The sequence below is a fragment of the Orrella marina genome (genome assembly GCF_003058465.1).
Lineage (GTDB): Bacteria > Pseudomonadota > Gammaproteobacteria > Burkholderiales > Burkholderiaceae_B > Algicoccus > Algicoccus marinus.
Map to the genome: position 1 here is coordinate 1,245,884 of NZ_CP028901.1, position 13,005 is coordinate 1,258,888.

At 56.9% G+C, this 13,005-nt stretch carries 10 protein-coding genes; 4 read left to right on the forward strand and 6 right to left on the reverse strand.

The window, feature by feature from the left end:
- The first annotated feature begins 39 nt into the window (after window positions 1-39).
- Together DBV39_RS05540 and DBV39_RS05545 are read left to right on the forward strand one after the other, a co-directional pair.
- Window positions 40-1,734: an ABC transporter permease gene (locus tag DBV39_RS05540; protein ID WP_108620686.1), complete on the forward strand. Its 1,695-nt coding sequence runs from the start codon at window positions 40-42 to the stop codon at window positions 1,732-1,734.
- Between the two features lie 3 nt (window positions 1,735-1,737).
- Window positions 1,738-2,535, forward strand: a complete 798-nt coding sequence (locus DBV39_RS05545; RefSeq protein ID WP_108620687.1) for an ABC transporter ATP-binding protein — start codon at window positions 1,738-1,740, stop codon at window positions 2,533-2,535.
- On the opposite strand, the gene ntrC is transcribed toward DBV39_RS05545, so the two are convergent.
- The 6 genes from ntrC to DBV39_RS05575 all read right to left on the reverse strand — a co-directional run bounded on the left by ntrC (window position 2,526) and on the right by DBV39_RS05575 (window position 10,006).
- Window positions 2,526-4,106: a nitrogen regulation protein NR(I) gene (gene ntrC, locus DBV39_RS05550; protein WP_108620688.1), complete on the reverse strand. Its 1,581-nt coding sequence runs from the start codon at window positions 4,104-4,106 to the stop codon at window positions 2,526-2,528. The genes DBV39_RS05545 and ntrC overlap by 10 nt on opposite strands.
- Window positions 4,103-5,155, reverse strand: a complete 1,053-nt coding sequence (glnL, locus tag DBV39_RS05555; RefSeq protein ID WP_108620689.1) for a nitrogen regulation protein NR(II) — start codon at window positions 5,153-5,155, stop codon at window positions 4,103-4,105. Before glnL ends, ntrC begins: the two co-directional genes overlap by 4 nt.
- Window positions 5,156-5,197: 42 nt before the next feature.
- Window positions 5,198-6,610, reverse strand: a complete 1,413-nt coding sequence (gene glnA, locus DBV39_RS05560; RefSeq protein ID WP_108623115.1) for a type I glutamate--ammonia ligase — start codon at window positions 6,608-6,610, stop codon at window positions 5,198-5,200.
- Window positions 6,611-7,048: 438 nt separating this feature from the next.
- On the reverse strand, window positions 7,049-8,257 hold the full coding sequence (gene hemW, locus DBV39_RS05565) for a radical SAM family heme chaperone HemW (protein WP_407669277.1): 1,209 nt from the start codon (window positions 8,255-8,257) through the stop codon (window positions 7,049-7,051).
- Window positions 8,258-8,432: 175 nt separating this feature from the next.
- A complete protein-coding gene (rdgB, locus tag DBV39_RS05570; RefSeq protein WP_159078823.1) occupies window positions 8,433-9,059 on the reverse strand; it encodes an RdgB/HAM1 family non-canonical purine NTP pyrophosphatase in 627 nt (208 codons plus the stop codon).
- The gene (locus DBV39_RS05575) at window positions 9,056-10,006 is read right to left on the reverse strand and encodes a LysR substrate-binding domain-containing protein (protein ID WP_108620691.1); all 951 of its coding nucleotides are present in this window, start codon (window positions 10,004-10,006) and stop codon (window positions 9,056-9,058) included. The genes rdgB and DBV39_RS05575 overlap by 4 nt, the downstream gene beginning before the upstream one ends.
- A 433-nt stretch (window positions 10,007-10,439) precedes the next feature.
- Between DBV39_RS05575 and DBV39_RS05585 the strand changes: the two genes are divergently transcribed.
- Both DBV39_RS05585 and DBV39_RS05590 read left to right on the forward strand, forming a co-directional pair.
- Window positions 10,440-11,600: an acyl-CoA dehydrogenase family protein gene (locus DBV39_RS05585; RefSeq protein ID WP_108620693.1), complete on the forward strand. Its 1,161-nt coding sequence runs from the start codon at window positions 10,440-10,442 to the stop codon at window positions 11,598-11,600.
- A gap of 13 nt (window positions 11,601-11,613) precedes the next feature.
- Window positions 11,614-12,999: an MmgE/PrpD family protein gene (locus DBV39_RS05590; RefSeq protein WP_227870831.1), complete on the forward strand. Its 1,386-nt coding sequence runs from the start codon at window positions 11,614-11,616 to the stop codon at window positions 12,997-12,999.
- The last annotated feature ends 6 nt before the right edge of the window (window positions 13,000-13,005 follow it).

The window sequence follows — 13,005 nt, forward strand, 5'->3', positions numbered from 1 at the left end:
TGGTGGTTCGTCGGAGAAGTTCCTGACAAGGAAGCCATATTGTCTTTTAGCGCTAGTCTGAACCGCCGTCTGAATCGTCATTTCGAAGGCGGCTTTCTCTGGACCGTGATTGCAATCACTATTGCAATCGCGGTTTTTGCGCCTGTGGTGTCGCTACTGACATCTGCCCTGCAAGGCAACTTCGATCACTGGGACCACCTCTTTCAGACAGTGCTCCCCCAGGCCACCTGGAACACCCTCTTGCTCCTGACTGGCGTCGGAATTCTGGTAACGTGCCTCGGCACCGGCGCAGCCTGGCTAGTTACTGCCTACGAGTTTCCGACCCGGCGATGGCTCAGCTGGGCACTGCTGCTACCGCTGGCGGTACCGACTTACATCATCGCGTTTGCCTATCTGGATTTGTGGCACCCGATAGGACCAATCCAGACCATCATGCGCGAGATTCTTGGCATTGATTCTCCCAGAGGCCTGCGATTGCCTGATGTCCGGTCCTTGCCGGGTGCCGTCATCCTGCTGGGATTTGTCCTCTATCCCTACGTCTATCTCAGCACTCGCTTCATGTTCCTGACCCAGGCCGCCGGCATGATTGAGGCAGCGAGAGCACTGGGCGAATCACGGTTCGGAGTCGTCACTCGCGTAGCGTTACCGCTGGCGCGGCCAGCCATTGCCGTTGGAGTAAGCCTGGCACTGCTTGAAACACTCAACGACATCGGTGCGTCCGAGTTTCTCGGTGTACAGACATTGACGGTTGCTGTTTACACCACCTGGGTCACGCGCAGCGATCTCGCTGGCGCCGCCCAGATCGCGCTGACCATGTTGCTCATCGTCGTGTTTCTGATCCAGGTCGAGCGCCAGGCACGCGCCAGGCAACGCTACTCGACCGTTCAGCGGATGCGGCCCATGGCACCCTACCAACTCAAGGGCTGGGGAAAATGGATCGCAGTCATGCTCGGATGGATCCCGGTCACGATCGGTTTTCTGATGCCTGCAGGCTACCTGCTGAACGAGGCAATCAAGCGTTTTGAGCTGGCCGGGGCGGTATCCGACCAGATCCTTGCGGCAACCTTCAACACCATCTCGATTTCGGTGGTGGCAACGATACTGACGCTGACGTGTGGACTGGTCGTGGCATGGGCCACCAGAAGGATAAGAGAAAGTGCCACCACTCACAACTGGGTCAACTGGCTGGCCAAGGCCGCAAGCCTTGGCTACGCGATTCCCGGAACGGTTCTGGCCATTGGTCTGCTCGCCCCTCTGCTGTTTGTCGATCACGTGATCGAATGGGTATCAACCCTGCTGGGAAATCCGATCACAGAACTTGTTTTCCTTGGGTCTGTGGGCGGCCTTCTGGTGGCCTACACCATCCGCTTTCTTGCCATATCGGTCGGTTCGATCGAGGCAGGATTATCACGGATTCCGCCTTCGATCGAGCAAGCATCGCGACTACTTGGCACGCCCCCAAGCTTGACGTTGTGGAAGATTCACTTGCCGCTGCTTCGCCCGGCGCTCGCTTCGGCGGCCTTGCTAGTGTTTGTGGACACCATGAAGGAGCTGCCAGCCACGTTGATGTTGCGCCCGATGAATTTCGAGACACTGGCCACCTGGCTTTACGCGGAGGCGTCGCGTGGAACCTACGAGGAAGGCGCGATCGCAGCGCTCCTGATTGTACTGGTAGGACTGATACCGGTTATCCTTCTGGCTCGGACACAATCAAAACCTCTGCTTTCCTCCTGATTTATGCTTGATGTCAATCACATCACTGTCGGCTACAACGCCCGTGGCCAATTCGTCCCTGTCGCCCAGGATGTCAGCTTTCAACTCGGGCAAGGTGAGATCGGTTGCCTGCTAGGCGAGTCTGGTTGCGGTAAAACCACGATCCTGCGCAGCATTGCCGGATTTGAACCGCTACAGAAGGGAACGATTTTGCTCAACGGCGAAGTCATCTCATCCCCGACCCAGGTACTGCCTCCCGAGCAGCGCCAGGTCGGCATGATGTTTCAGGATTACGCCCTCTTCCCTCACTTGAAAGTCGGCGAGAATATCGGATTCGGACTTAGAAAGCTTCCCAGACAGCAGCGCCAGGTCCGGATCGACGAAATGCTGCAACTCGTTGGACTCAAGGCCTACGAAGATCGCTATCCGCATGAACTGTCAGGCGGTCAGCAACAGCGCGTGGCTCTGGCCAGAGCGCTCGCCCCCGAACCGCAACTCCTGTTGCTGGACGAACCATTTTCCAATCTTGATGTGGACACGAGAGAAAGACTCGCTTTCGAGCTGCGAGACATCCTCAAACAGACAGGCCACACTGCGCTGCTCGTGACGCATAATCATGATGAAGCCTTCGCGCTTGCAGACCAGATCGGCGTCATGGCAAAGGGCAAACTACAACAGTGGGCTTCGCCTGCCATCCTGTACGATCACCCGGTCAACTCGTATGTGAGTGATATTTTGCACCGCGAGGTGCTCGCCGAGAAGCGTGCGGCAGCACGCCTTCGCGGCAAACCGGTAGAAACGATCAGAGACGATCAGGAATGATCAGCGGTCGCCGATTCCCTGGCAGCCCGGTGTGAATCGTCAGGCTCTTCAGCCCGATCACCAATGGCCCCTGGAGACTGTATCGGTTGATCCAGAGACGATTGATCCATGCCAAGCTCGCGCAGTTTGCGTGTGATCGTGTTACGCCCCATCCCCAGGCGCGCCGCTGCCTCAACCCTGCGACCTCGGCAGACATCCAGTGCAGCTTGCAGAATTGCCCGTTCGAATTCGTTGGTCAAGGACCCCCAGAGATCGGGCTCAGCCTTCATCAGGCGCTCAGTGGCGTCGCGCACAAGCCGGTCAGTCCATCGCCCGGGCGTCATCGACTCAGGCACAGGGGCCTGGGCATCCATTGAAACTGCAACAGGGGAATCGCTCACCAGCATGCTGGGGGTGTGAATCTCCGGTGGCAGATCATCCAGATTAATCGTCTGACCGGGAGCCATCACTGTTAACCAGTGACAAAAGTTTTCCAGTTGTCTGACGTTCCCCGGAAAATCAAATTGTTTGAGTGCATCAAGCGCCGCGTCCGAGAGCCTCTTCACTGGCACACCCAGCGTGTTGGCACTGACTGCCAGAAAGTGTCTGGCAAGCTGCTCAATATCTTCACGTCTTTCTCGTAAAGGCGGAAGACGCAGACGAATCACGTTCAGACGGTGAAACAGATCTTCCCGGAACTTGCCTTCACGCACACGCTCTTCCAGGGGCTGGTGAGTCGCTGCCACGATGCGAACGTCCGCACGCACAGGCTGCGACCCGCCAACCCGGTAAAACGTACCATCTGACAACACACGCAACAACCGTGTCTGCAGTTCAAACGGCATGTCCCCGATCTCATCCAGAAACAAGGTGCCGCCACTGGCCTCTTCAAAACGGCCACGACGGGTAGTGTTGGCTCCGGTAAACGCCCCGCGCTCGTGACCAAACAATTCGGCCTCAAGCAGATCACGAGGAATCGCTGCCGTATTAAGCGCTACAAACGGTCCCTTTGAACGCATACCATGCTGGTGCAAGGCCCTTGCCACCAATTCTTTACCACTGCCCGACTCACCCGTAATCAACACTGTGACGTTGGACTGGGCCAGTCGCCCAATGGCCCGAAACACCTCCTGCATCGCAGGTGACGCTGACTGAGTCAGCATCGCTTTGGGCGAAGACTCGCCGGCCCCGTCAGTTGTTCCAGCGTCCTGGGCACCTGGCTCTGCCTGGCTGGACTCCTGAATGGCCCGGCTGATAAGCGATACAGCTTCGTTTACATCGAAGGGCTTGGGGAGATAGTCAAAAGCACCTCCCTGGAACGCCGAGACGGTGCTATCCAGATCACCAAACGCGGTCATGATGATGACAGGCAGTGCGGGATGAGCCCGCTTGACGTCTTTCAGGAGCGCCAGTCCATCCTTACCTGGCATCCGGATATCTGACACAAGTGCTGCCGGGACATCATCATGCAGCGCGGTCTGCACTTCCTGCGCACTAGAGAAACTGACCGTCTCGATTCCAGCACGGGTCAGCGCCTTCTCGAGCACCCAGCGAATGGCTTGATCATCGTCTACGATCCATACGGGTTTCATGAGAGCTCCAGTGGTAACAACAATTTAAATTCTGTGCGGCCTGGCCTCGAATCGAATTCGATCAAACCATCGTGCTGTTGCAGCAGATCCTGAGCCAGGCTCAACCCCAGGCCTGTGCCCCCCTGCCGGTCCGTGACCAGCGGATGGAATATCCGTTCCCGCACCGCATCCGAAACGCCAGGACCGTTGTCGATCACGGAAATCTGAGCAGCCAGACGGTGCTGTCGACGATGCATCAGGACCTGCCGGGCAATCCGTGTTCTGACCTGAATCCTCGCATCCTGAACCTCGGGGTGCTGGGCAAGAATCTGCGCTGCATTTCGCACCACATTCAAAAGCGCCTGCACCAGACGGGCCGGATCAGCATAAACATCGGGCATCGACGCGTCGTAATCCCGTATCAGATGAATACCGGGAAACTCGGCTGCTACCAGTGAACACACCCGCTCGCACACCTCGTGGATATTGATGTGTTCTTTATGCAAGGGCGTATTGCCAGGTGCTGTCAGTCTATCGACCAGTCCCTGAAGGCGATCAGCCTCGGAAATAATCACCCGTGTGTACTCTGTCAGACGCTCGTCGGGCAATTCGGATTCAAGCAACTGCGCCGCACCACGCAACCCACCAAGTGGATTCTTGACTTCGTGGGCAAGATTTCTCAGCAATTCACGCTGGGCCGCGATTTCGTCGGCCAGACGCTGCGTGCGATCCACGATGAGACGATGCTCCAGATCGGTGACTTCCATGATTGCCACCCAGGGCTGATGAACCAGACTCATGGTGGTAACAGACACTTCGGAAGAAACCCCGTTACGGTGCATCTTCACGACCTGCCGCATACCTTCTAGCGAGCCTTCACAGGCGTGATGCACTGACTGGGCCAGCGCAAGGTCTTCGTCAAAGAGCGCAATCGCCATCTGCCCTTCGATCTGACGTCTTGACCGTCCAAACAAGTCTTCGGAAGCCGCGTTGGCATGGGACACCACGCCATCGCGGTCCAGCAACAACACTGTTGTCGAGAGCAGATTCAGTATTTCAGCAACTTTCATGGTTGTCGGGCCGGGGTGGCCCGACCCCTTATACAAAGTCAATCACAGGCTGTAGTACATGTCGAACTCAACCGGATGGGCAGTCACACGCATGCGAGTAACCTCCTGCATCTTCAGCTCGATGTATGCATCAAGCATTTCGTTGCTGAACACGCCGCCACGGGTGAGGAACTCGCGATCGCTGTCGAGCGCCTCGAGTGCCTGCTCGAGCGAACTGCATACGGTCGGGATCTTTGCATCTTCTTCAGGCGCCAGGTCGTACAGGTTCTTGTCCGCTGGATCGCCAGGATGGATCTTGTTCTGCACCCCATCAAGACCAGCCATCATCAGAGCAGAGAATGCGAGATACGGGTTGGCCAGAGGATCCGGGAAGCGGGCCTCGATCCGGCGCGCCTTGGGGTTGCCGACGTAAGGAATCCGGATAGATGCGGAACGGTTACGGGCTGAGTAAGCCAGTTTGACCGGTGCTTCGAAGTGAGGAACCAGACGCTTGTACGAGTTCGTACCCGGGTTGGTGATGGCATTCAGAGCACGGGCATGCTTGATGATGCCGCCGATGTAATACAGCGCGAATTCGGACAGACCGGCGTACCCATTACCTGCAAACAGGTTCTGACCATCTTTCCAGATTGACTGGTGAACGTGCATGCCGGACCCGTTGTCACCAACGACAGGCTTGGGCATGAAGGTTGCCGTCTTGCCGTACGCGTGGGCCACATTGTGAACCGTGTACTTCAAAATCTGGTTCCAGTCAGCGCGACGCAACAGTGTGTTGAAGACCGTACCAATTTCAGACTGTCCTGCGCCGGCCACTTCGTGGTGGTGGACTTCCACTGGCACGCCCTGCTCTTCGAGCAGCAGACACATTTCCGAACGCATGTCCTGGAAGGTATCAACCGGGGGAACCGGGAAGTAACCGCCTTTAACCTTGGGACGGTGGCCCATGTTGGCGCCATCCATGTCCTTGCCACGGCTCCACGAACCCTCTTCCGAGTGAATTTTTACGAAGCAGCCCGACATGTCGTCGTCCCAGGACACGCCGTCAAACACGAAGAACTCAGGCTCGGGACCAAAGTAGGCCGTATCGCCAAGTCCACTCGATTTCAGATAGGCTTCCGCACGTTTGGCGAGCGAACGTGGATCACGGTCGTATCCCTTCATGTCAGACGGCTCAAGCACGTCACACGTCAGGATCAGTGTGGACTCCTCACGGAAGGGGTCCATGTGGGCTGTTGCAGGATCGGGCATCAGCAACATGTCTGACGCTTCGATGCCCTTCCAGCCGGCAATTGAAGATCCATCAAAAGCCTGTCCGGATTCCAGCTTGTCAGCATCGACCAGTTTAGCGGGAATGGAAACGTGCTGTTCCTTGCCAAGTGTGTCGGTGAAACGCAAGTCGACAAACTTGACGTCGTTATCAGCGATCAATTTCAAAACGTCTTCAGTGGTGCTCATGTTGACTCCGGTGATGACAGGTTCAGTGTAAAAATTAACTTTAAAATCAGGAACGAGCGGTTCTTCTGAGAGACCTCTCATTCTGCTGCTCAATGCAAGTCAGGTGATTTGTTGATGACTCGTTTTGATGCTTGAAACACATCAAGCAACTTCCGTGCCAACTTGAACGCACCCGAAGCGCGCACGATCAAACCAGCATAATGCACCAGACAAGTGCTTTGTGCACCATTTATGGCACTGTTTGAGTGCAAACACTTAGATCGATATCGCCCGTCTGGTAGCTGTCCTCCGTGTTTGCACCCATTCCTGGCGTCATCTATTCGCATCACTCACTTGACGTCGCCCAGTTGCGCGCAGCCCGAGATGGCCAGAGATGATCTTCCTTGCGACAAGTCATGAATCTTTGCAATGCAGCGCACGATCCACTGTACTGGCAGATCAACTCTCTGATAGAAACTGGGACTGTAGCGTGTTGAGATGACGCCACCCAAGCGGACTCGCCACGATGCGGTCAGCCCAAGGTGCCAGAAGCCCCTTGTCAATTGCCTTCTGGATCTGTGGATGAATCTGGTGCAGGGGCATACCGGTGCGCTGCTCGAACAGACTGGACGAAACCCCTTCGCGCAAACGCAACGCATTGAGCATAAACTCAAAGGGCAACTCGGCTTCGGCTATCGAAACCGACTCTGGTATATGCGAGCCATCCCACTGCACGGCTCGCTGCATCCACTGAAGCGGGCTGCGCGTACGCGCCTCACGCACAATCCGGTCCGGAAACGAAATCTTGCTGTGCGCACCCGGTCCGATGCCCAGATAATCCCCGAACGTCCAGTAATTCATGTTGTGGCGACTGGTAGCCCCTGGTTTGGCATACGCCGAAACTTCGTAACGGTCCCAGCCTTGTGCAACGATCTCCTCCTGGATCACCGACTCCATCTGGTCGATCACATCCTCGTCAGGTAGTACTGGCGGATACTTCGCGAACACGGTCTGCGGCTCAAGAGTCAGCTGATAAAGACTGAGGTGCTCGGTGTCAAACTGCCGGATCTGCCGCAAAGTCTGGCACCACTGCTCTGCACTCTGACCAGGCAGACCATACATCAAGTCAAGATTGACCCTCCCAAAACTCGAGCGAGCCATTTCGATCGCCGCAAGCGCCTGACTAACATCATGAATGCGGCCAAGCGCGATCAGTTGTGCGTCATCAAGCGACTGGATACCCAGCGAGATGCGATTAATGCCGCTCGCAGCGTAACCTTTGAACCGGTCAATCTCTGCTGCACCAGGGTTGGCCTCAATCGTGATCTCGGCATCGGCCCACAATGCCACTCGCGCGCGCACCATGGAAAGAATCTGATCCATGGTTTGTTCGGAGAGCAGACTCGGGGTCCCTCCCCCGAAAAAAACTGCGTGAATCTGGCGTCCCCAGATGTGAGGCAGCGCCTGCTCGAGATCGGCGGTGAGGGCTGCAAGATAGTCGGCCTCAGGCAGATCAGCAGGAGCCTCATGCGAGTTGAAGTCACAGTAAGGACATTTCCGCACGCACCAGGGCACATGAATATACAAAGTCAGCGGCGGAAGCGTCTGCAAACCCTTCCAGACGACAGAACGGTCTCCGGATGTCTGAATCCGGGAGGCCTCAACGATGGGAATGATGCGATGCGGTTGGGCCACCTGCCCTCCTGAAAAACAATCACCAGCAACTGATGCTGATACCAGCATAGGGTACTGGATCATGGTGCTGAAATTCGGTCCGAATGACCCTGTCCGCAACGTTGCGGGTGCTGACCCCCCCCAGGGGCCGGGAGTCACCACCTGGCTGTCAGCGCGGGGTAACTGGCTCAATCAAACCGAGTGTCTGCGTTTGGGCGATCAGGTCATCGGTTGCCATGGCACGGTGGCTGATCCGGTTCTTGACCTCTGGATCAAGCTGCGCAACGGTCATCTGCCGCGCCGGCAGCCAGAAATGCGGATCATAGCCAAACCCATTCTGGCCCCTGGCCTGATCCACGATCTCACCATGCCAGACTGCCTGCGCCACGACCGGAAGCGGATCCTGTGCATGGCGCACCAGAACCAGCAGCGCAACATAAAAACCCCTGCGATCGGACTGCGCCGCCATTGACTCGACAAGCTTCTGGTTATTGAGACTATCCTGATCCTGACCCGCCTGTGGCGTTGCAAAGCGGGCTGACAGTACCCCAGGCGCACCGCCAAGTGCCGGCACGCAAAGGCCAGAATCATCAGCCAGAGCAGGCAGTCCGCTTTGCTCGCTAGCATGGCGCGCCTTGGCCAGTGCGTTTTCCAGGAACGTACAGTGAGGCTCCGGGACGGGCTCAATTCCCAAAGTTTTTTGCGATACCACCTCTACGCCCAGCGGCGTCAGCAGACGCGCAAACTCGCGCAGCTTGCCGGCGTTACCGGATGCCAGCACCAGCTTTTGAATCATAGGGACTCCTTTGACTGCTTCGACGTCGAGTTAGCCTGGCCTTGCGCTTCGCATGGCACATCTTCGAGCAACAGGTCCACAAGGTCCCTGGCAAACGCGGGCAACGCCTCCAGATCGCGCACACAGATATGTAATTTGCGTTCGGCCCAGCCATCAGAAATACGCACCAGACGGATATCCATATTGCGGGCGTACCGGCGTGCAGCCCGCTCGGGAACCACACCGATACCAACTCTGGCCTCAATCATCCGGCAGACTGCCTCAAAACTGGCGACCTCCACCCGAAACTTTAAAGGAAAGCCAATATTCTCGGCAGCCTGTAGCAAGAAGGCGTGAATTGCACTCCATTCAGAAAGGCCAACATAGTCGTACTCCAGCGTGTCCGCGAAAGAAACCTCTTCGAGTTCAGACAGTGGATGATCGGGATGCGTGACCAGAATCAACCGGTCCTTGCGATACGGCAGATACTCGATGCCATTGGCAGCAGGTTGTCCCGCCACGATACCTATATCAGCCGACCCGTCAGCCACACCTTTGGCAACCAGATAACTCAATCGTTCCCGCAGGTTGACGTTTACGTCCTCGTGCGAAGCCAGATAGCGGCTGAGCACTGCCGGCATGAACTCGGTCATGGCGGTTGTATTGGCAAAAATCCTGACCTGGCCCTTGATCCCTCGAGAGTACTCGTGAATATCACCGCGCAACTGGTCAATCTGCTGAAGGACCTTGCGTGCATGCCTTAGAAACGCTTCGCCTGAAGGTGTGAGCGTGACACCCTGGCTATTGCGGTTGAACAACCGGGTCCCGAAATGCTCTTCCAGGTTCTTGACCCTGTTGCTTGCAGCAGGCAGCGAGAGGTGTGACTTCTCGGCCCCTCGCGTCAGACTGCTGGCATCGCCAATGTTGACGATAAGTTGGAGATCTGTCAGATCGAAATGGCTGGCCATGGATGCTTATAAAAAAGTAAAGAAATGCAGATCAAAATGATCAGTGACGAGCACAACGCAATAGAACGCAATAGAAAGCAGGAAACACTGAACAAGGGCGTACGAACTCGATTCAGGCTTGAGAAAAATCCGCTACGAACTTCTCTGCACTGCGGGCCGTGCCAGATGATTCGGGACAACCAGCATGCATCACTCGCGCAGACGATTACTCACACTGTTAAAAGTTTGAGCGAAGTCCTTTAAACAAAACTCCCGCAGGCAGTTCAGCAGCCCACCTGATCCAGTACGCGCGCCATGCAACCATCCATCAGACACATGAATCTTGCCGCCAGTTCATGTCAGGAAAACCCGGGCTTAAGGAATCATCAATTGGCAACATGCGTGCCATGGGGCACAGTGTCATTCTGTCTGAAACCATGATTTTAAGCCGACTATGACTACTCACGCCGAGAAATACCAAGATATCCGTGAAGGGGTTCGCAGCCTGTGCGCCCAGTTCTCTGATGAATACTTCCGCAAAGTCGATGAAGAGAGGGGTTACCCCGAAGAGTTCGTCAAGGCACTGACTGAAGCTGGATGGCTCGCAGCACTGATTCCCCAGGAATACGGTGGCTCTGGCCTGTCAATGACCGAGGCTTCCGTCATCATGGAAGAGATCAATCGCGCGGGCGGCAACTCCGGTGCCTGCCACGGTCAGATGTATAACATGGGCACGCTGCTGCGCCATGGATCCAAGGCCCAGAAGGATCTCTATCTGCCCAAGATTGCCTCAGGCGAGCTGCGTCTGCAGTCAATGGGTGTGACCGAGCCGACAACAGGCACCGACACCACCAAGATCAAGACCACCGCCGTCAAGAAGGGTGATCGCTACGTGATCAACGGTCAGAAAGTGTGGATCTCACGCGTTCAGCACTCAGACCTGATGATCCTGCTTGCCCGCACCACGCCGCTTGCAGAGGTCACCCGCAAGGCCGATGGTATGTCGATCTTCATCGTCAACATTCATGACGCTGTCAAGAGCGGCATGACGGTTCGCCCGATCCCGAACATGGTCAACCACGAGACCAACGAACTGTTCTTTGACAATCTCGAGATTCCTGAAGAAAACCTGATCGGCGAGGAAGGCAAGGGATTCCGTTACATTCTGGACGGTCTGAATGCCGAGCGCGCGCTGATTGCTGGCGAGTGTATCGGTGACGGCTACTGGTTCATCGACCGCGTCACCAAGTACGCCAAGGAGAGAATGGTTTTTGGTCGCCCGATCGGCCAGAACCAGGGTGTGCAATTCCCGATTGCCAAGGCATACATCAACGTCGAAGCCGCCAGCTTGATGCGCTACGAGGCAACTCGCCTGTTTGACGAGGGCAAGCCTTGCGGTGCGCAGGCCAACATGGCCAAAATGCTGGCCGCGGATGCTTCCTGGGAAGCTGCTAACGCCTGCCTGCAGTTCCACGGCGGCTTCGGATTTGCGTGCGAATACGACGTCGAGCGCAAGTTCCGTGAAACCCGTCTGTATCAGGTCGCTCCGATTTCGACCAATCTGATTCTGTCGTATGTTGCTGAGCACATTCTGGGCCTGCCACGTTCCTTCTGAGGAGACAACAAAAATGTCCAATGAATCTACCACTGCCATGCTGCACCCGAGCGCCACGCTCGCAGGGTTTGCGGCTGGCCTGAAGTTTGAAGACATCCCGACCAACGTGGTCGGGCGCTGTGAAGACCTGTTCCTGGACACCATGGGTTCGATCCTCGCTGGATCGTCCGCCAAACCGGTTCGCAGCATGGGCAGCTTTGCTGGCCAGATGGCACCGGCTGACGGCCCCAGCGAAGACTTTGTACGCCGTACGAGGACATCGCCCTACTTTGCTGCAATGGTTAACGCGGCTGCAGCCCATGTGGTCGAGCAGGATGACGTTCACAATGGCGCGGTGTTTCACCCGGCCGCAGTGGTATTCCCGCCGGCACTGGCAGTCGCCCAGGCGATTGGTGCCAGCGGACGCGAATTCATCACTGCCTGCGTTGCGGGCTACGAGGTGGGTATCCGCGTAGGTGAATTCCTTGGGCGCTCTCACTACAAAATCTTTCACACCACTGGCACAGCCGGAACACTGGCTGCAGCCGTGGCAGTTGGCCGTTTGCTCAAGCTTGACGCAGACCAGATGCTCAATGCCATCGGTTCGGCTGGCACCACTGCAGCCGGCCTGTGGGAGTTCCTGCGTGATGCGGCCGACTCCAAGCAACTGCACACTGCACATGCCGCCACCGCAGGCATGCAGGCGGCGTACCTGGCCAAGGAAGGCTTCACCGGTGCGCAACACATCCTTGAGGGCGCACAGGGCATGGGTGCCGGCATGTCCGATGACGCCAACCCCGAGAAGCTGGTCGACCGCCTCGGTTCGCGCTGGACACTGGCGGAAACATCGTTCAAGTTCCACGCATCCTGCCGTCACACCCATCCAGCGGCCGATGCACTGCAGGCCGTCATGCGCGAGCACGGCCTGAAGGTCGACGACATTGTCTCGGTCGTGACGCACGTACACCAAGGTGCCATCGATGTGCTCGGACCTGTCACGGATCCGCAGACCGTGCACCAGTCAAAGTTTTCGATGGGAACCGTGCTCGCGCTGATCGCCCTGCGCAACTCGGCCGACCTCGCCGGGTTTGATCAGGCGCTCGGTGACGGATCGGTTGAACGCTTCCGTGATCTGGTGACGATGGAGCTGGACAAAGAAGTCGATGACGCCTATCCGCAGCGCTGGATCGGCAAAGTGACCGTTACCACCAGGGACGGTCGCACGCTTTCTGGCCGTGTCGATGAGCCCAAAGGTGATCCTGGCAACACCCTGAGCCGCCCGGAAATCGAAGACAAGACCCGTCGTCTGGGGACTTACCAGGGTGCTGCCACCGAGCAGGAGATCGATAGCATCATTGCACGCGTCTGGGCACTTCGGGACCAAGAAAGCCTTGACGCAATCCTGGTATCTGCGGCCTAATCGGAG

What these genes read in the sequence shown, in the direction of transcription:
- glnA (WP_108623115.1), bottom strand. Translation starts at nt 6,610, where the DNA reads ATGAGCACCACTGAAGACGTTTTGAAATTGATCGCTGATAACGACGTC.
- DBV39_RS05585 (WP_108620693.1), top strand. Translation starts at nt 10,440, where the DNA reads ATGACTACTCACGCCGAGAAATACCAAGATATCCGTGAAGGGGTTCGC.
- glnL (WP_108620689.1), bottom strand. Translation starts at nt 5,155, where the DNA reads ATGAAAGTTGCTGAAATACTGAATCTGCTCTCGACAACAGTGTTGTTG.
- ntrC (WP_108620688.1), bottom strand. Translation starts at nt 4,106, where the DNA reads ATGAAACCCGTATGGATCGTAGACGATGATCAAGCCATTCGCTGGGTG.
- DBV39_RS05590 (WP_227870831.1), top strand. Translation starts at nt 11,614, where the DNA reads ATGTCCAATGAATCTACCACTGCCATGCTGCACCCGAGCGCCACGCTC.
- rdgB (WP_159078823.1), bottom strand. Translation starts at nt 9,059, where the DNA reads ATGATTCAAAAGCTGGTGCTGGCATCCGGTAACGCCGGCAAGCTGCGC.
- DBV39_RS05575 (WP_108620691.1), bottom strand. Translation starts at nt 10,006, where the DNA reads ATGGCCAGCCATTTCGATCTGACAGATCTCCAACTTATCGTCAACATT.
- DBV39_RS05545 (WP_108620687.1), top strand. Translation starts at nt 1,738, where the DNA reads ATGCTTGATGTCAATCACATCACTGTCGGCTACAACGCCCGTGGCCAA.